We start from the raw sequence: 18888 nt of genomic DNA, 5'->3' as shown, positions 1-18888 counted from the left end.
GGCTCCTTGTCGTGTGTCTCGGCTCAGGCGCCGATGCTCGCCCGCAGCGCGGTGGTGGCCAGCTCCACGCCGATCCGCTCGGCGACGCCCAGCACCCACCGGCCGACACCGGCCAGGTGGCTGCGCATGGTGTTCTCGTCGCCGGAGCGGGCCGCCGCCTCGGCCTGGCGCACCTGCTCGATGGACTCCTGCTCGACCGGCGTGCGGGGTCCGGTCTCCAGGACCGCGCGCAGCTGGGCCAGCTGGTCGGCCAGCCGGCGCAGCTCGGCCGAGCCGCCCGCGTCCTGCGCGGCCTGGTGGGTGGTGGCCTGGTTGTTGCTGCCGGCCAGGTTCCCGGTGTTCTGCACCGGGGCGTTGAACTGGAACGAGTCGCCCATGGTGGTTGCTCCTTGCCGCGCCTCGGCGCTGTTGTAGACGTTGATGTTGCTGAGCTGAGCGCGGTGCAGGGACGCCCGCAGGTCCTTGTTGTCCTCGCGGAGCCGGCGCTCCCGCTCGGACCGCCGGTCGAGGCCGGCCAGCATGAACTCCAGCGTGGAGATGTCCGGTCGCTGGGCGGTCAGGCCGACCTCCTGGTTGCGGACCCCGAGCCGGTTGATGTCCATGAGATGGCGGCGGGCCTTGCGGATGAACTCGCCGGCCCGTTCCCAGCTCCCGTCGTCGACGGCGATCTCGGACTCGGCGTAGGCGATCCAGAACGAGATGGTGCCCATCTCGAGCCGGCGCAGGGCGAGCACGTGCCGGCCGGCGGCCGAGGCGCTGGCCGCGTTCAGCGAGATCTGGTACGACTCGAGGGCGGCCGTGCCGGTCACGATCATGTCGCGGAACCGGCCCGCGTGCCCGGCCATCATCATCTCGACCACGCCCTGCAGGGCCGCGATGTCGACCATCGAGCCGTTCAGGTCGCGGACCAGCTCGGCCAGGACCGCGCGCAGCGGCGGCAGGTCGTCGGTGTCCACCTCGGCGATCTCGGCCAGCAGCTCGTCGAAACCGGCCCGGACGCTGTCGAGCAGGTCGTGCGCGCCGCGGTAGTTGCCGATGCGCGACTGGCCGATCGAGTCGTACAGCTGGGCCGTGGCCACCGCGACCCGCTTGCGGATCTCGCCGACCGGCGCCTGCGGGTGGTCGCTCTCGGAGAGCTCGTCGAACAGCTCGTAGCCCTGGCGCAGGTGCTCGCTGGCGCTCTCCAGGTCGCCCTGGATGCGGTACTGCTCGGCGGTCGTCATGTGCCGCTGGCCCTCGACCATCAGCAGCAGCCCGTCGGCGGCCGAGCGCCACCAGCCGTAGAACTCGCTCTCCTCGGGCGTCCGGCCGGGGCGGGACGCCTCGCGGGCGGCGATCCGGCGCAGGGTCTGGTTGAGCTCGGTGACCATGTCGAGCACCTGCACCGACCGGTCGTGCTCGACGGCCAGCAGCAGTCGCGTGGCCTCTGCCAGCAGCCCCTGCTCCAGGGTCGCCTCCGCCTCGACGTACCTCTCGAACTGCTCCCGCGAGAGCTCCTCGAGGGTCTCCAGGGCGGTGACCTCGGTGAGCAGCTCGTCCATCGAGCGGGGCGCGGCGTCGGTGCTCATCCGGCGTCACCGCCGTGCCCGGGATAGGTCATGACGCCGAACGGCGGCGAGGAGGCCGTGCGGTGGATCAGGATCCGGGTGCCCGGCGGCGGCTGGTTGGCCATGATCCAGCGGTTCAGCGGGACGCGGATCCACTGCTCCAGCAACGGATCGCGGATCGGCCGGGCGCCCAGGTCGGCCCCGGACACCATGACCTGCTCGACGACGGCCCGGTCGATCGCCTCCCGGTCGAGGATCAGCTCGAAGCCGCGGGCCCGGGCCGACACGATGATCTGCTCCAGGAACTTGCCGGCGATGCTGCGGATCACCTGCTCGCGCAGGATGTCGAAGACGACGACGCCGCTGCCGAGCCGGCCCAGCAGCTCGGGCCGGCCCAGATCCTGGGTGAAGAACCGGCTCACCTCGTCGGTGAAGTGCCGCCGGATGAACTCGTAGCCGGGCGGCGCGCCCGGGTGGGCCGGCTGGAGCGTGGAGGCGCCCACATTGGAGGTGAAGATGACGATCGAGTGCGAGAAGTACGCGGTGCGGCCCTGCCCGTCGGTGAGCCGGCCGTCGTCGATGATCTGGAGGAACTTGTCGAAGATCTTCGGGTGGGCCTTCTCGATCTCGTCGAACAGGATGACGCTGAACGGCCGCTCCAGCATCCAGTTGGTCAGCACGCCGCCCTGCTCGTGCCCGATGAAGCCGGGCGGGGCGCCGGTGAGCCGCTCGCTCGTGTGCTCCTGGCTGAACTCGCTCATGTCGAACCGGCGCAGCGCCGTCTCGTCGTCGAAGACCAGCTCGGCCACGGCCTTGGCCAGCTCGGTCTTGCCCACGCCGGTCGGGCCCACGAAGAAGAACACGCCCTTGGGACGGCTGCCGACGTCGGCGTCACCGGCCACGAAGTCGATGCCGACCCGCGCGTTGACCAGGGCGTCGGAGACGGCCCGGACGGCCGTGGGCTGGCCCATGACCCGGGCGTTGAGGGCACGCTCGGCGTCGCGGACCCGTTCCATGTCCAGGTGCTCCCACGGGTCGTCGCGGACGCCGAACCGGTGCCGGGCAACGAGTTTGCGCGGCGAGTTGGGCCCGATCTCGGTGATCCGCGAGGTCACCTGGAGCGCCTGGATGTCCCGTACGCCCATGCCGTCGGTCAGCGTGACCAGCGTCGTGACCGCCTGCCGCAGCGAGTCGGGCCCGGCGCCGGCCGCGCCGTGGAAGTCGTTTATCTGGCGCTGGAGCAGGTCCTCGCGCTCCTGGGCGCTGGGCAGCTCGGCCAGCACGGTGGCCACGTCGGGGCTCTCGCGCAGCCACTCCGGCAGCGAGCCGATCTCGCGGCAGACGAAGACCAGCGTGTTGCGCAGCGGCTGGCCGCCGGCCAGCACGTCGGTGCGGGCCGCGTCGCCGAGCATCCGGCGGACGTGGGCGATGTTGACCGCCCGCCGCTCGTCCGGCTGGGCCTCGTCACCGACGACCAGGTCGGCCGCGTCCACGATGATGGCGCTGGGGGTGCGCCGCTGGGTCATCAGCTGCCGGATGGTGATCAGGGCCTCGGTGGTGGTGCGGGGGCGGGCCGATTGAGCGTTGCCGAGCGCCTCGCGGGTGCTCGCCTCGGACTGCGCGAGCCGGCTGGAACGGCGGCTCGACTGATCGAACGGCGCCCAGTTTCCGTTCGGGCGCTCCTGCTGGGCTGGCTGGGCGGGGAGGGCTGAGGGCTGGGCCGGCAGTGCGGACGGCGCGGTGCGGCCGGCCCGCTCGGCCAGCATCCGGGCGTTGTCGTCGTGATAGGTGAGGCCGTCGACCAGGCTGTGCCGGCCGACGATCTCGAAGCCGGCCCCGGCCAGGAACTCGGCGAGAACCTCGGCCAGCGGCAGGTACTCGTGATCCCAGCGGACCAGCTCGTCCACGTGGCCGTGCACGAGCAGGTGCCGGCCGCGCTGCAGCTCGTGGAAGGCCCGGACCAGCCAGGCCGCCACCCGGGGCGTGTCACTCCTCATCCGGCCGCCCGCCCGCTCGGCCGGCTCGACCGGACGGAGGCGGCGGGCGGCGGCTGGTCGCCGTCCTCGTCGTCCCACTGGACCGTTCCGGGCTCGAAGCCCTCGCGGCGGGTCCGCTCGCTGAGCCGGTCGATGACCGACAGCAGCGATCCGCACTCACCGGCCTTGCCGTCGCCGGCCACGACCGCCTCGTGCATCGTGTCGGTGCTGTAGAGCACCTCGGTGGCGTTGTCGGCGCCGTCGCGCAGCAGCACCGCGAACTGCTGACCGTCGGTGCTCCCGGCCCGCAGCTCCATCGCGCCGTCGTCGCGCTGGACGAAGCTGTCGCGGTCGACCGAGAAGCCGGCCTCGGGCAGCGCCTGGATGATCGAGTTGAGCAGCTCCCGGCGCTCGATGACCCGGTCGATGTGCCCGTCGAGAGCGGCCTCGGCCCGGTCGACCAGGCCGGTCAGCTCGGGCAGGGCGGCCAGCACCCGGCCCGGGTCGCCCTCGCGGACGGCGGTGGCCATGTCGTGCAGCCGCGCGTTGATGCCATCGGAGTCCGGCAGCGGCACCCGCGCCTGCTCGGCGTCGGCCCGCAGCTCGGCGAAGCGGTGGTAGACCTCCTCGGCGGCCTCCCGCGCGGCCGTGGTGCGCGCCTCGTCCTCGGCCCGGCGGGTGAGGACCTTGTCGAGGTGCTCCCGCACGGCCTGGGCCGCGGTCTCGGCCCGGGCGTCGGACCTGGCGGGCGCCTGGCCGGCGTAGCGGCGGGCGGTGCCGAGCAACTCCTCGCACTCCTCGGCGCCGTCGCGGTCGTAGCGGGCCCGGACGTCGGCCGGGATGCCGGCGAGCTGCGCGGCCACCGCCTCCACCCGCTCCCGCGCCTGCTCCCGCTGGTGGTCGTCGATCTGCTGGCGGAGGCCGACGAGCGAGCGCTCGACCTCCTCGGCGACGCCGGCCGCGGCGGCGACCGCGGCCCGGTCGGTGGCCGAGCGGATCTGTTCGCGAGCCTGCTCCAGCCGGTTCCCGGCGGTCTGGTCGCCGGCCAGGCCGGCCGCGTCCGCCTCGCGGCGCAGCGCGGCGGCCCGCTCGGCCACCTCCTCGGCCCGCCGCAGGGCCAGCGTCCGGGCCCGTTCCAGGGCCGCCGCCAGCCGCTGCCGCTCCTTCTCCTTGCGCTGCTCCTCGCGGCGCCTGCGCGCTTCCTCGGCCTGACGCCGGCGGATCTCGCCGCTCGACACGGTCTGGTACTTCGGGGATCCGCTCATAGGTTTCGCTCCTGCTCAAGGGGCTCGAGGTCGAGCCGGTTCTCGATCCACTGCCGGAAGCCCGGTACGGGTGGCACGCCGAGCCAGCGCACGGTCTCGTCGGCGCCGACCTCGATCTGGAGGCCGGCGCTGAGGTCCGCGGCGCCGCGCAGGGCGGCGTGCCGGTCGGTGAGGAAGTGCAGGCGCTGGTTGGCCGAGCCGCGCCAGCGCAGCGCCGCCTGCCGGTGGGCCAGGAACGGCCCATCCACCAGCAGGTCGAGCTGGGACAGCAGCCGGTGCTGGCCGGGTGTGCCGTGCGCGCGCAGATGCTCCAGCGTGTAGCCGGTGTAGCTCATCACCGACAGGTCGCGGCGAGAGCGGACCGCCGCCACCAGCTCGGCCACCGCGCCGGCCTGGGCGAACGGCTCGCCGCCGCTGATGGTCAGGCCGTCGGCGGCCCGCTCGGCGATCTCGGCGGCCAGCCCGGCCACGTCGCGGGCGCGGGTGTGGTCGAACGGGATCCACTGCGGGCTCACGCATTCCGCGCAGCCGATGCCGCAGCCCTGCACCCAGACCACGTAACGGCTGCCCGGTCCCAGGACCGTGCAGGCCGGATGCGTCTCGGCCACGTCGAGCACGGTCATCGGGGCCTCCGCGGGAAGTGGTCGGCGATGTGGGCGTCGTACCGGGCGCACCACGGGCACGACCCGATCGCGGCCGGGAAGAAGTGGTGGGGGTTGCGGGGGCAGCCGAGCAGGTCGTTGAGGACGCCGCGCAGCACCCGTTCCCACTCGGCGGCGGTCGGCCGGACGTGGGGCTGGGCGTGGCCCTGGCCGAGGGCCCGGAAGGCGAGCTGGCGTACGACCTCGGGCAGCACCCGCAGGTCGAGCCGGCCGGCCACCGGCACCAGCCGCTCCGGGGTGAACAGGGCGCTGGTGCCCTCGCGGATGTTGCCCTCGACGCCGCGGTCGGGACCGCGCAACGGCCGGCCCTCGAACGGGTGGTCGCCGTCCATCAGCAGCTGGCAGAGCAGGATCGCCATGCCGAACAGGTCGTGCGACGGTGCGAGATGGCGGATCGGGCTGCGCAGGGCCTCGGGCGAGCAGTACTCGCGGGTGGCCACGTCGGCCGGGAAGACCTCGCGGGACCAGTCGTCGACGAACTGCACGCTGTCGCAGTCGATGAGCGCGATCCGCCCCGCCCGGTCGACGATCAGGTTGTTCGGGCTGACGTCGCCGATCACCACGTTGACCCGGTGCAGCTGCCGGTAGATCGAGCTGATCCGGATCGCCGCCTGCAGGCAGGTGGCCCAGGTCGGCCGGTCCAGGAACTCCAGCCGCTGGTCGGCGTCGAACAGCGCGTAGAGGGAGGCGCCGTCGAAACGGGGGAGCACCACCGAGCGGATCCGGCCGGTCTCGTCCCGCAGCGGCCACTTCGGCCAGGCGATGACCTGCTCGCCGCTGTCCGGCCACTCGGTGGGCCGCTGCTTGAGCAGGCCGTTGACCCGGCGGTCGAGGTCCTCGGACGGGTCGAGGAAGAACTTGAAGCAGACACCGGGCTGGTCCGGCAGGCCCAGCACCACGCCCTGGCCGCCCTCGCCCAGCGGCACGAGCGGGCCCAGGTTGATGGGCCGGCCGGGCTCGATGTAGAGGGTCATCCGCGCACCGCCAGCACCATCGTCTTGTCGTCGGCCGAGGTGGCGGTGAAGTCGGGCGACCGCAGGCGCTCGGCCAGGTCGGCCGGGCGGGCGGCGGGATCGGCGAACATGTGCAGATAGGCCGTGAAGTCGGCCGGCGCCCGCAACGCGGGCCGGCCCAGGGCGTCGTGGCCGGCGCCCAGCACGGCGTCGAGCACCCCGTCGCTGCACAGGGCGAGCCCGGTGATCTCCGGATCGTCGATCAGCCCGCAGCGCACCGACGGCATCCGGCCGTCCGAGGTGAGGAAGACCGTGCTGCCCCGCGAATCGCCGTTGTCGGGCGGCACGAGCAGATGCGCGCCGCCGTCGCGGTGCTCGACGATCAGGAAGCTGTCGCCGACGGCGAGGAAGACGTACGCCGGCGGGCGCGCGACGACCGCGATGAGCGTCGTGGCGTAGTCGCGGCGCTCGCCCCCGAGCCGGGCCAGGCGGCGGTCGAACAGGCCCAGCACCCGCCCCGCGTAACGCCTGGCGTGGTCCGCGTCGATGGTCCCGAGGACCTCCACGGCGTCACACGCGGCGTCGACGGCGAGACGGGCGCCGGTCGCCGACCGGCCGGCCGAACCCGCCCCGTCGGCGACGGCGAGCACCAGCCGGTCGCCGTCGGCGCGCCAGGCGAACGCGTCCTGGTTGCCGGCGCCGTGCCGCAGATGCTCGGGCCCGGTCACCGACACCGGCACCACCCGCCAGCCGGCCATCAGGCCTCACCCCGCGCGTGGTCGGTGATCCAGTCCATGGCCGACTTGCGCTTCTTGAGCCGGGCCGTCATCTCCTCGGTGCGCACACCCTCGGTGCTGCGCACGACCCGGTCGATGCTCTGCCGCACCGCGCCCAGCACCGACGCGAAGTCGGTGCCGTCGGCCTGGTAGTTCTTGTCCGGGGCGAGCGCCTGCAACACCTTGGCGTCGGCGCCGCGCACCCCGAAGGCGAAGAACATCAGGCCCTGCTCCTGCTCCTGCCGGCGCAGCTCCGGGGCCAGGTTGCGCCACAGCTCGCACGGCTTGCCCCGCTCGTCGGAGGGCGCGCCGTCGGTCAGCAGGAAGACCAGGGGGGTGTACGCCATCTGGATGCCCTCGCGGGCCAGGGCCTGCCGCCGCTGGTCCATGATCTGCAGGCCCTGCTTGATGCCGGCCACCATCGGCGAGAAGCCACCGGCCCGCAGCGTCGGCGGCTGGAAGCGGGTGATCGGCGCGTAGGGCTCGCCGCCCCGCTCGTGCCCGGTGGGGTCGACGACGCGTACGCCTCCGGCCCCGAAGGTGACGACGGCGATCTCGCTGATGTGCCGCAGGTGGTTGTCGGCGTGCACGCTCTCGCGCCAGGACCGCAGCGCCTCGTTGAGCTGCCCGATGGCGTCGTCGCGGGCCATCGACGACGACGTGTCGACCACGAGCGTGATGAGCAGGCGGCTCTTGCTGCTCTGCACGGGCGGGAAGCCGGCGGCGGGAGAGGTCATGCCTTCGTCACCGTCAGCTCGCCGGCGGCCGTCTCGACCCGGCAGAGCGTGCCCGGCGCCAGCTCGCCGGCGTCCGGCGCGGCGGTGGCCCACAGGAGCAGGCCGTCGTGCTCGACGTAGCCGCCGGCCGGTCCGAAATGGGCCCGGACCCGGACGGTGGCGCCCGGCTCGGGCCGCCTCCCGTGGAACTCGGCGACCTCCGGGTCGGCCTCCGCCTCCTCCGTCCGCGGACGGAGAACAAGGAGGGCGACGGCGGCGAGGAGGAGACCGGTGGCGGCACCGGCCGCCACGTTGAAGCCGCCGTCGCCGTCGCCGGCGAGGGCGGCACCGGCCGCGAGGGACCCGGCGACCGGCAGCAGGGTGCCGGCCAGCAACGCGCCCGCCCGCGTCGAGACGGTCTGCATGAGCGTGCCCTCCAGGGTCGGACTGCTTGTCGCCCCAGTACTGACGGACAGCAAGCGGTCGTCCCTGTCGAGACCGTCACCCGATCGGGTGTCACCTCATGGCGTGAACCGCCGGCCTCAGCGTCTCCGGCGCGAAGCGCAGCGTCGCGAAGTAGTCGTCGTCCGTCTCGGCCCGGCGGATCAGCTCGACCGTGCCGTCGGCGTGCAGGAGCAGCTCTTTCGGCCTCAGCCGGCCGTTGTAGACCGACGCCATCGCGTGCGCGTGGGCCCCCGTGTCGTGGACGATCAGCAGGTCGCCCTCTGCCACATCGGGCAGTTCACGTTGGACAGCCAAACGGTCGATGTTCGTGCACAGCGAGCCGACAACGTCGACCGTTTCGGCCCGGTCGCTCGCGGCGAAGGGCGCGGTCACGTGGTGGTAGACGCCGTCGTAGACGACCGACCGCAGCAGCGCGTTGACGGTGCTGTCGACGCCGACCACTTCGCGGTACTTCGACATGCGGTTGACCACCCGGGTCACCAGCACGCCGTGCGGCCCGGTCATGTAGCGGCCGTTCTCGAAGCAGATCCGGGGCCGGAAGCCGGCCGGCCAGGCGTCCACGCGGCCCCGCACGGCGGCGGCCAGGGCGGTGAGGTCGAGGGGCGCCTCGCCCGGCCGGTAGGGGATGCCCATGCCGCCGCCGACGTTGAGGAGCGCGACCTCGACGCCGAGCCGCAGCGCCTGCGCGGTGAGCAGATCAAGGGCGAAGAGCGTGGGTTCCGGCGTACGGAAGTTGGCCGCGATCATCATGTGCAGCCCGACCGCCCGTACGCCGTGGTGTGCGGCTCTGGCGACGACCGGGGCCAGCCGTTCGACGGGGATGCCGAACTTCGCCGCCTGGGGATGGCCGAAGAGCTTGGCGTCGAAGTCGGGCGCGAGCGGGCCCGGGTTGATCCGGAAGCCGAGCCTGTCCGGCACGGCGTTCGCGGCGATCAGCTTGTCGAGCACGGCCTCGTCGTCGACCGTGACGAAGGCGCCGGCCTCCAGCGCCATGAGCAACTCGGCCGTGGTGGTGTTGTTCGACGTGAAGAAGAGCTCGCCCTTTCCCCGGGCCAGCTCGATCTCCGGCAGCGAGCTGCAATCGAAACCGAAACCGTGCGCCGCCAGCCGGCTGAGAACGGCGGGATTGGGCAGCGCCTTGACCGCGAAGTACTCGCGGCAGTCCATTCCGGCGAAGGCCTCGTTGAAGGTCGCGGCCGTCTCGTCGATGCCCGCCGCGTCGTACAGGTAGAACGGCGTTCCGAACCGTTCGGCCACGGACGGCAGCACGGCCCGCAGGCGCTGGTCGAAATCGTCACTCATCGGCATGGTGCGGTGTCTCCGGTGGTGGTCAGGCCGCGGTGACGGCGTGCCGGGGCACGTCGAACCCGTGGACGGTCATCCAGTCGTCGTTGAAAACCTTGGTGAGATAGCCCCGGCCGCCGTCGGGCAGGAGCACGACCACGACGTCCTCCGGGCCGAGCCGCTCGGCCACCCGCAGGGCGGCCACCATGGCCGCCCCGCTCGACCCGCCGACCAGCAGCCCCTCGTCGCGGGCGAGCCGCCGGGTCATGGCGAACGTCTCGTCGTCGGACACCGCGATGATCTCGTCGGGCACCGCCGGGTCGTGGGTGAGCGGGAAGAAGTCCTGTCCGATGCCCTCGACCAGATAGCCCTGCCCGTTCCCGCCGGTGTAGACGGAGCCCTCGGGCGCGGCGCCGATCACCCGCACGGGCCCCATCCGCTTGAGGAAGCGGCCGGTGCCGTTGAGCGTCCCGCCGGTGCCTAGCCCGGTGACGAAGTGGGTCACCCGCCCGTCGGTGTCCCGCCAGATCTCCGGCCCGGTGGTGGCGGCGTGGCTGGCCGGCCCGTCCGGGTTGGTGTACTGGTCGGGCTTCCAGGCCCCGTCGATCTCGGCGACGAGGCGGTCGCTGACCGAGTGGTACGAGTCCGGGTGCTCGCGGGGAACGGTCGAAGGGCAGATCACGACCTCGGCCCCGTACGCCTTGAGGACGTCCCGCTTGTCCTGGCTGACCCGGTCCGGGCAGACGAAGACGCAGCGGTACCCCTTGCCGTGCGCGGCCAGGGCCAGCCCGGCCCCGGTGTTGCCGGACGTCGGCTCGACGATCGTGCCGCCCGGCCGCAGCCGCCCGTCCCGCTCGGCCGCCTCGATCATCCGGATCGCGACCCGGTCCTTCACCGACCCACCCGGGTTCAGATATTCGACCTTGGCCAGCACCGTGGGCGCGACGTGGGCGGCGACCCGCCGCACCTGTACCAACGGCGTGTTTCCGATGAGTTCGACGATCGAGGTGGCAAAACGCATGCGGTGCATCGTCACACGTCCTTTCCCGTCGACGGCTGATCCCATTGACACTTCCTCATGTGTTCACTAATCAAATTAGGAACCGCCCATTACCTATAGGTATTACGCCGCCGGTGAGCAGGCGAATCGTTGCGCGCCGCCGAAACGGTCCCAGGTCAGCCGAATTAAAGATGTGCTCATCCGGCGTTGGTTCGGCCGTCCACTTTGTTTCCGAGGGTGGCGCGCATGCCTTTTGTCGACCCGCCACCCCTCGCGCCGGACCCGATCGCGCCCATCGCCGCGCCGGATTCGCTCACGCTCATCGCCGCCCAGGCCCGCCGCCGCCCCGAGGCTCCCGCCCTCACCGACGGCGCGGGCTCCCTCAGCTACGCCGAACTGGTCGCCCGGGCCACCGGCGTCGCGGCGCGGCTGCGCGAGTCGGGCGTGGTCGAGGGCGACCTGGTCGGCCTGTCCCTTCCGCGGGGCCGCGACGCCGTCATCGCCATGCTCGGCATCCTGTCCGCCGGTGCCGGCTACGTCCCGCTGGACCCGTCATATCCACAGTCCCGCCTGGCCGCCATGGTCGAGGACGCGGCCCCACGCCTGATCCTGGGAACCCCGGTCCTCGGCACCGACTCACCCACGGTGCCGTTCCCGTTCGCCGCCGGCGTGATCGGCTCGACCCCGGACCGTTCGGTTCCGGGCGGCGATGAAGGGCCACTGCTCGGTGCGGGGCCGGGGGAGGCACCGGCCTACGCGATCTTCACGTCGGGGTCCACCGGGCGGCCCAAAGCGGTGCTGGTGCCCCGGCGGGCGCTCGCGAGCTTCTGTGCGGGGGCGGGGGAGCGATACGGGGTCACCGAGGAGGACCGGTGGCTGCACTTCGCGCCGATCAGCTTCGACGCCAGCGTCGAGGAGATCTTCGTGCCGCTCACGGCGGGGGCGACCGTGGTGGTCCGGGACGACGAGATGATCAGCCGGCCCGATCTCTTTCTGCGGCGCTGCGCCGAGCTGGACATCACGGTGGTCGACCTGCCCACCTCGTACTGGCTGGAAGTGCTCGGCGCGCTGAGCCGCGGAGAAGCCCCGCTTCCGTCCACGGTTCGCACGGTCATCATCGGTGGCGAGGCCGTGTCGGTGTCGGCCGTGCGGGAATGGCAGCGCACGGCCGGTGACAGCGTGCGGCTGCTCAACACCTACGGGCCGACCGAGACGACAGTCGTGGTCACCGTGGCTGACCTCAGCGAGTGGACAGGTGACGGCCCGGTGCCGATCGGTCATCCGCTGAACGGCGTGCGGTGCCGGGTGCTCGGTCCGGACGGCGTCCCGGCGGAGGAAGGCGAGCTGCACATCGGCGGGCCGTTCGTCGCCACCGGCTATCTGAACCGGCCGGAGCTGACGGCCGAGCGCTTCCCGGACGGCGAATATCGCACCGGCGACCGGGTGCGGCGCGGCGCCGGCGGGCAGCTCGAATATCTGGGCCGCTTCGACCAGCAGCTGAAGATCCGCGGATTCCGGGTGGAGCCGGGCGAGGTCGAGGCCGTCCTGCGCCGCCTGCCGGACGTGACCGACGCCGTGGTGCTGGGCGACGGCGACCGTCTCGTGGCCCACCTTCTCACGACCGGGGACGACGTCTCCTCCGTACGGGAAAGGCTTTCGGCTGAACTTCCCCCGCATCTCGTCCCGGCGGCGTTCGTCCCGCACGCGGCGTTTCCCCGCACGCCGCAGGGCAAGACCGACCGCGAGGCCCTGGCCGCCGCGAATCCGGCCCCGGATGGCGCGCGGGAGGGCGTGGCCGGGCTGTGGCGGCGCCTGCTTCCCGGTGACGCTGACGACTTCTTCGCGGCGGGTGGCGATTCGCTGGTCGCCGTACGTCTGCTCAGCGCGCTGCACCGGGAGTTCGGTGTCGCGCTGACGCTTCGGGAGTTCTACGCCGCACCCACGCTGACCGCGCTGACCGCCGCGGCCAAGGAGGGAACCGCCGCCCGGAGAACGGAGCCCGGGGTCTGGGACGAGACCGTGCCGTTGCCGTTGACGCCGTTGCAGCGGGAGTTCTGGGTCGCCGAGCAGATCAGCGCCGACCGGGCCGTTCACACACTCAGGATCCGGTACCGGTTCGGCGAGCCCGTGCGGGTGGACCTGCTGCGGCCGGCCCTCGACGAGATGGCCCGCCGCCACCCGATGCTGCGGGCCCGCGTCACGACGATCGGCGACGATCCGCACTTCGTCTTCTCCGACGGCGTCACCATCCCGGTGGCCGAGGACGACGCGGAGCCGTTCGACCTGGAGGTCGCCCCGCTGGCCAAGGTGCTTGTGCGGGGCGAGGAGCTCCTGCTGGTCGTACACCACCTGGTCTTCGATGGATGGTCGGCGGGATTGTTCGGGGCCGAGCTGGCCGAGATCTACCGGGCGCTGCGCGCGGGGGAGACCCCGGCCGGAAAGGCGACACCGCTGCCGGAGCCGCCGGCAAGGCTTGCGGAGAGCGGCTACTGGCGCGAGCGGCTCGACGGGGTGGACCTCAGCGCCGAGCTGCCGACCGACCGGGCGCGACCGCGGACCCCGGTCTACACCGCGGCGCGCCTCTCGCGGCGGATCGAGCCGGGCGAGCTGGAAGGGTGGCGGAGCTTCGCGCGCGAGCAGAAGTCGAGCCTGTTCGTGCTGCTGCTCTCAGGGCTTCAGACGTTGCTGTACCGCTACACCGGCAAGCAGGACGTGACCGTGCTGGCCACCGTGGCCGGGCGGACCGCGCCCGCGCTGGAGAGCCACATCGGCATGGCCATCAACGTGATCCCGGTGCGGGGCGCGGTCGAGGGCGAGCTGAGCTTCGGGAAGCTGCTCGGGCGTACGGGCGACGCGGTCGCCGCCGACCTCGACCACCAGGACGTCGCGTTCCCCGACATCCTCGCCGCGGCGGGACGGCGCAACCTCGACGGGGGCAACGGTCTCGGGCCGGTGGTCCTCATCGTGCACAACACGCCGCCGGGAGACACCGAGCTGCGCTATGTGGGCGACGCCGGTCCCCGCACGACCATGGACCATCTGACGATCGGGCTGGATCTGTCGGCCGACGGCGCGACGCTGAACGTCGACTACGCCACCGAGCTCTACGACCCCGAGCGGATCGAGGCGCTCACCCGGCACCTGCTCGCGCTGGTCGGCGCCGGCTGCCGCGACGAACAGACCGCCGTCTCCCGGCTGCCGATGCTGGGCGAGGACGAGCGCGACCTGATCCTGCGGCGGTGGAACGACACCGCGTTCGCGCTGACCGGCGAGGTCGCGGTCCAGCAGTTCCTCGAGCACATCGCGGCCACCACCCCGGGCGCGCCGGCCCTGACCCACCTCGGCGACACGATCGACTATCGCGAGCTCAACGCCCGCGCCAACCGGCTGGCCTGGGCGCTGCGCTCGCGCGGGGTGAAGCCGGGCGACCGCGTGGCCATCTGCCTCGACCGGGGCATCGAGCTGTTCGTCGCCATGTGGGGCGTGCTCAAGGCGGGCGCCGCCTATGTTCCCCTCGATCCGGCCTATCCCGGGGACCGGCTGCGCTACATGCTCGGCGACAGCCGGTCGCGCATCCTGATCACGCGGGGCGAAAGCGACGGCGTCGAGGTGCTGGACCCGAGGCGTACGACCGAATTCCCGGACAATGACCCGCCGCTCGTCAACCAGGCCGGGGACCCGGCCTACGTCATGTACACCTCGGGTTCGACCGGGCGGGCCAAGGGAGTCGTCGTCAGCCACGGCAATCTCGTGCACGCCGTGCGGATGTGGCAGCGCGCCTACGATCTCAGTCCGGAGTGGACGTATCAGCAGCAGGCCAGCTTCTCGTTCGACATGTTCGTCTGCGAGACGTTCCGGGCCCTGTGCACCGGCGGACGGCTCGTGGTCGTCCCCCGCGAGACGCTGCTCGACCCGGCCGCCTTCTACGATCTGATGCGCACCGAGCGGGTCGAGTGCACCGAGATCGTGCCGGCCGTGCTGCGCATGCTCCTCGACCACGTCGAGGACACCGGGGCCGACCTGAGCTTCGTGCGGCTGCTGATCTGCGGCGGCGAGAAGTGGCACGTGGGCGAGTTCCGGCGGGCGCGGGCGCTGGCCGGGCGGGTCGTCAACGCCTACGGCGTCACCGAGGCGACGGCCGACAGCACCTTCTTCGAGGGCGACGTCTCGCGGCTCCCGGCCGAGGCGCCGCTGCCGATCGGGCGGCCGTTTCCCAACTGCCGGGTGTACGTCCTCGACGAGCACCGCCAGCCGGTGCCGCCCGGCGTCGTGGGTGAGCTCTACCTGGGCGGCCTGGCCGTGGCCACCGGCTATTTCGACCGGCCCGAGCTGACCGCCGAGCGCTTCGTGCCCGACCCGTTCGCGGGCGGGGACGCCCGCATGTACCGGTCGGGCGACGCCGCCCGCTACCACCGCGACGGCCTGATCGACTTCCTGGGCCGCCTGGACGACCAGGTCAAGATCAACGGTTACCGGGTGGAGCTGGGCGAGGTGGAGGCGGCCCTGGGCGCGCTGCCGGGGGTGGCCTCCTGCGCGGCGCAGGTGCATCCCGGCGCCTCCGGCCTGACCCAGCTCGTCGGCTACGTGGTGCGGCGGACGGCCGGCATCACCGAGCAGAGCGTGCGGGACGCGCTGGCCACCGGGCTGCCCACGCACATGGTGCCGGCCCGGATCGTCTTCCTCGACGCGCTGCCGCTGAGCCCGAACGGGAAGATCGACCGGGGAAAGCTGCCGGCGCCGGCCGAGGACCCCACGCGCCGGCCGGCCGCGCCCCGGACCGCGACCGAGAAGCGGCTCGCGGCGGCCTGGCGGGAGACGCTCGGGCTGGACGAGCTCGGGATCGACGACAACTTCTTCGCCGTGGGCGGTGACTCCTTCGCGGCGGTCAAGCTGGTGCGGCGCGTCGATCCGGCGCCCGCTCTGGTCGACCTCTATCAACACCCGACGGTACGGAGCCTGGCCGCTCTCCTCGACGAGCGGCACGGCGCGGTCACGGCCGAGGGCGAGGGGCGGCCGCTGCTCTACCGGCTCACGGGGCACGACGCCTCACCGGGCGGCCGGACCGTGGTCGCCGTGCCGTACTCGGGTGGCAGCGCCATCGCCTATCAGCCCCTGGCCGACGTGCTGCCCCCGGAGTGGGCGCTGCACGCCGTGGAACTGCCGGGCCACGACCGCAACCGGCCGTTCGAGCCCCTCGAATCGGCGGCCCGGGTGGCCGAGCGGGTGGTGGCCGAGATGAAGAACCTGAGCGGGCCGCTCGTGCTCTACGGGCACTGCCTCAGCGTCGCCATCACCGTCGAGATCGCCCGGCAGGCCGAGGCGGCCGGGCTCGACCTGGCCGGCGTGGGCCTCGGCGCCGGGCTGCCGACGGCCCGGCTGACCGGTCCGGTCCTCGACTGGTTCACCCGGTTGCAGCGGATGGGCTCGAAGCGGGAGTACATCGAATATCTGCGCGGGCGCGGCGGTTTCACCGACGTCGACGACCCGGCCGAGCAGGCCTTCGTGGTCCGCAACGTCAAGCACGACGAGCGGGACGCCGAGGAGTACTTCACCGCGGCCTACCGCAGCACGCCCGCCCCGCTGCTGAAGGCGCCGGTGGTGAGCGTGATCGGCGAGCGCGACCGGGTCACCGACCATTATCAGGAGCGCTATCACGAGTGGGAGCACTTCGCGTCCGATGTGGACCTCAAGGTGCTCCCGAACGCCGGCCACTTCTTCATCAAGTCGCACGCCGAGGAACTGGCCGCCGTCCTGACCGGCATCGGCGAGAAGGGCGGCGGCGAGGAGCCACAGCCCCGGGCGAAGGCCGCCGAGCCGAGCGTGAAGCGGTTCGGGATCGTCGCGCTCGGTCAGTTCGTGTCGCTGGTCGGCAGCGGGCTCAGCTCGCTCGTCCTGAGCATCTGGGTCTACCAGCGGACCGGCTCGCTCACCCAGTTCGCCGTGCTGAGCGCGATCGGCCTGCTGCCCGGCATCCTGGCCGGCCCGCTGGCCGGGGCCGTGGCCGACCGGTGGGACCGCCGCCGCGTGATGCTGGCCAGCGACCTCGCCGCCGCCCTGGCCATGGCCGCCGTCGTGGCCGTGATGTTCGTGGGCACCGTCCACGAATGGCATCTCTATCTGGCCGTCTCCGTCACGTCGTTGGCCGGAGCCTTCCAGCGCCCGGCCTACCTGGCCGCCGTCGCGCAGCTGGTGCCCAAGCGCTACCTGGGCCACGCCGTCGGCATCACGCAGCTCGGCGTCGCGGCCGGCACCACGTTCGCCCCGATGATCGGCGCGGCCCTGTTCGGCGTGGTCGGGCTCACCGGCGTACTGCTCATCGACGTCGCCTCTTTCCTCACCGGCGTGCTCACCCTGCTCTGGGTGCGCTTCCCCGACCGGCTGTGGCGGCGGCGCGAGGAGCCGTTCCGCGCCGAGATGGCGGCCGGCTGGCGCTACCTCAGCCGCCGTCCCGGCCTGCGCGCGGTGCTGCGCTACTTCGTCGTCGACCACGTCCTCTACACCCTCGGCTTCGCCGTCATCACCCCGCTGCTGCTCATCGAGCACTCGCCGCTGGCGCTGGGCGCCGTGCTCAGCGCGGGTGGCGTCGGCGGCCTGGCCGGCGCGCTGGCCATGACCCTGTGGGGCGGCACCGCCCGCCGGGCCAGCGGCATGATCGTCTTCATGGGCGTGTCCAGCCTGGGCATGACGATCATCGGCGCCGGAAGCAGCGTCACCACGGCGGTCGTTGGCATGTTCCTGCTGACGTTCGGCGAGGTGCTGGCCGAGTCGCACTGGATCGCGGTGGTGCAGAACAAGGTGGGCTTCGACCTTCAGGGCCGGGTGCTCGCGGTCTTCCTGACGCTGATGATGCTGACGATGCCGGTCGGCTATCTCGTCGTCGGCCCACTGGCCGAGCGCTACGTCGAGCCGCTGCTCGCCCCGGGCGGCGCGCTCGCCGGAAACGTCGGCTCCGTCTTCGGCACGGGTGAGGGCCGCAGCCTGGCCCTGCTGGTGTTCGTCAGCGGCCTGCTCCAGATCGCGTGGTGCGTGCGCGGCTGGTACGACCGGCGCGTCCACTTCGTCGAGGACACGCTGCCCGACGCCCTGCCCCCGGCCGAGGTCGGCGATCGCGATACCTTGCAACGCCAGGCCGACGAACTCCTGGAGAAGTCCGCCTGACCGTTCTTCGGAGGTGTGCGTGGTGCGGGTGCCGATCGCTCACCGGTCGCCGGTGCACGCTGTGGCCGGCGGCCGGGCGGCGGACGGGAGCGGGATCGTGCTCAGCGCCGGCGGCGACGGCATGATCCGCTCCTGGGACGCGGACACCGGCGCCGCCCGGGACTTCCGTGTGGCGGCGAAGGGCCGGCCCGGTTTCCTCGGTCTGGCCGGTCCCGGACCCGGGCTCGTGGTCTGGGCCGACGGCACCGCCGTCCGCCGCTTCGATCTCGAGTCGGGCGACGAGGTGGGTGAGCGGTTGCGCGCGCCCGGGTCGGAGTGGCTGCCGCTCGGTGGCCTCGGCCCGGTGGCATTGCTGGCCGAGCGGGACGCCGCCCTGATCGTCGCCAAATCGGCCGCGGACACGGTGTCCCGGTCGGATGCCGCCCTGATCGTCGCCGGATCGGCCGCTGGCACGGTGTCCCGGTGGGATGCGGTGACCGGGGAGCCGGTCGGCCGGCAATGGACGGCGGCCACGGGGAAGCTGCTGGCGATCGGCGTGCACCGCCCGCGCGACGGCCGCGTTCTGGTGGCGACGAGCGGCAACGACGGCGTGCTCCAGCTCTGGGACGCCCTGACAGCGGAACCGGCGGGCGCCCCCCTGGCCGGGCACCGCCGGCCGGTGACCGCCCTGGGCTGGACCACTGCGCCGAATGGACGCGATCTGGTGATCGGTCAGGAATTCGAGGGCCCGATCCGGTTCTGGGACACGGACACCGGCGAGGCGGTCCGCACGCTGCCTCACCGGTCGAGCGGATGGAACCAGGGTGCGCTGGCGACGACCCCCGACGGGCGGACCCTCTTCTCGGTGGACCAGAGCGGCACGCCGTGGCGATGGGATCTGTCCCGGCCGGAGCCGGTCGCGGAGGTTCTGCCGGTGACGACCCGGCCGGTGACGGCGATCGCGATCGTGCCGTCCGCGCGGGGCCCGCTCGGCGTCACCGGCGAGGAGCGGGGCCGGTTGCGCCTCTGGGACACGTCCGGTGCGCCGGTCGGTGACGATCTCTCCGGTCATCCCTCCGGGGTGCACCAGCTGACCGCGGTCCCGGC

Annotated in this window: 10 protein-coding genes and 1 pseudogene; 1 reads left to right on the top strand and 10 read right to left on the bottom strand. The window is 72.7% G+C overall.

Translation table 11 applies throughout. The features are described from left to right. Positions 1-23: 23 nt before the first annotated feature. From ACQP2X_RS34255 to ACQP2X_RS34210, 10 genes and pseudogenes are all read right to left on the bottom strand, one after another. A complete protein-coding gene (locus ACQP2X_RS34255; protein WP_498688998.1) occupies positions 24-1568 on the bottom strand; it encodes a hypothetical protein in 1545 nt (514 codons plus the stop codon). Next, positions 1565-3544 (bottom strand): AAA family ATPase, encoded by a 1980-nt coding sequence (locus ACQP2X_RS34250; protein ID WP_498688996.1) that lies wholly within the window; start codon positions 3542-3544, stop codon positions 1565-1567. The genes ACQP2X_RS34255 and ACQP2X_RS34250 overlap by 4 nt, the downstream gene beginning before the upstream one ends. After that, a complete protein-coding gene (locus tag ACQP2X_RS34245) occupies positions 3541-4788 on the bottom strand; it encodes a hypothetical protein (RefSeq protein ID WP_498688995.1) in 1248 nt (415 codons plus the stop codon). Before ACQP2X_RS34245 ends, ACQP2X_RS34250 begins: the two co-directional genes overlap by 4 nt. Beyond that, entirely contained in the window at positions 4785-5411 is a 627-nt protein-coding gene (locus ACQP2X_RS34240) for a 4Fe-4S single cluster domain-containing protein (RefSeq protein WP_498688993.1), read from the bottom strand. Before ACQP2X_RS34240 ends, ACQP2X_RS34245 begins: the two co-directional genes overlap by 4 nt. Then, a complete protein-coding gene (locus tag ACQP2X_RS34235; protein WP_498688991.1) occupies positions 5408-6424 on the bottom strand; it encodes a protein kinase domain-containing protein in 1017 nt (338 codons plus the stop codon). Before ACQP2X_RS34235 ends, ACQP2X_RS34240 begins: the two co-directional genes overlap by 4 nt. After that, positions 6421-7161, bottom strand: coding sequence for a PP2C family serine/threonine-protein phosphatase (locus ACQP2X_RS34230; RefSeq protein WP_498688990.1), 741 nt, complete (start codon positions 7159-7161; stop codon positions 6421-6423). The genes ACQP2X_RS34235 and ACQP2X_RS34230 overlap by 4 nt, the downstream gene beginning before the upstream one ends. Then, complete coding sequence (locus ACQP2X_RS34225) at positions 7161-7916, bottom strand: vWA domain-containing protein (protein WP_498688985.1); 756 nt, start codon at positions 7914-7916, stop codon at positions 7161-7163. The genes ACQP2X_RS34230 and ACQP2X_RS34225 overlap by 1 nt, the downstream gene beginning before the upstream one ends. Further along, on the bottom strand, positions 7913-8320 hold the full coding sequence (locus ACQP2X_RS34220; RefSeq protein ID WP_498688984.1) for a hypothetical protein: 408 nt from the start codon (positions 8318-8320) through the stop codon (positions 7913-7915). The genes ACQP2X_RS34225 and ACQP2X_RS34220 overlap by 4 nt, the downstream gene beginning before the upstream one ends. 91 nt (positions 8321-8411) lie before the next feature. Then, a complete protein-coding gene (locus ACQP2X_RS34215) occupies positions 8412-9662 on the bottom strand; it encodes a diaminopimelate decarboxylase family protein (RefSeq protein ID WP_498688983.1) in 1251 nt (416 codons plus the stop codon). A gap of 61 nt (positions 9663-9723) precedes the next feature. Next, positions 9724-10665, bottom strand: a pseudogene (locus tag ACQP2X_RS34210) (pyridoxal-phosphate dependent enzyme); the annotation flags it as partial. Positions 10666-10890: 225 nt separating this feature from the next. Here ACQP2X_RS34210 and ACQP2X_RS34205 point away from each other — a divergent pair. After that, entirely contained in the window at positions 10891-17802 is a 6912-nt protein-coding gene (locus tag ACQP2X_RS34205; protein WP_498688981.1) for a non-ribosomal peptide synthetase/MFS transporter, read from the top strand. Positions 17803-18888 lie beyond the last annotated feature (1086 nt).

Source organism: Actinoplanes sp. CA-131856, assembly GCF_050956135.1.
Classification (GTDB): Bacteria; Actinomycetota; Actinomycetes; order Mycobacteriales; family Micromonosporaceae; genus Actinoplanes.
This window is presented reverse-complemented; position numbering and strand designations above follow the sequence as displayed.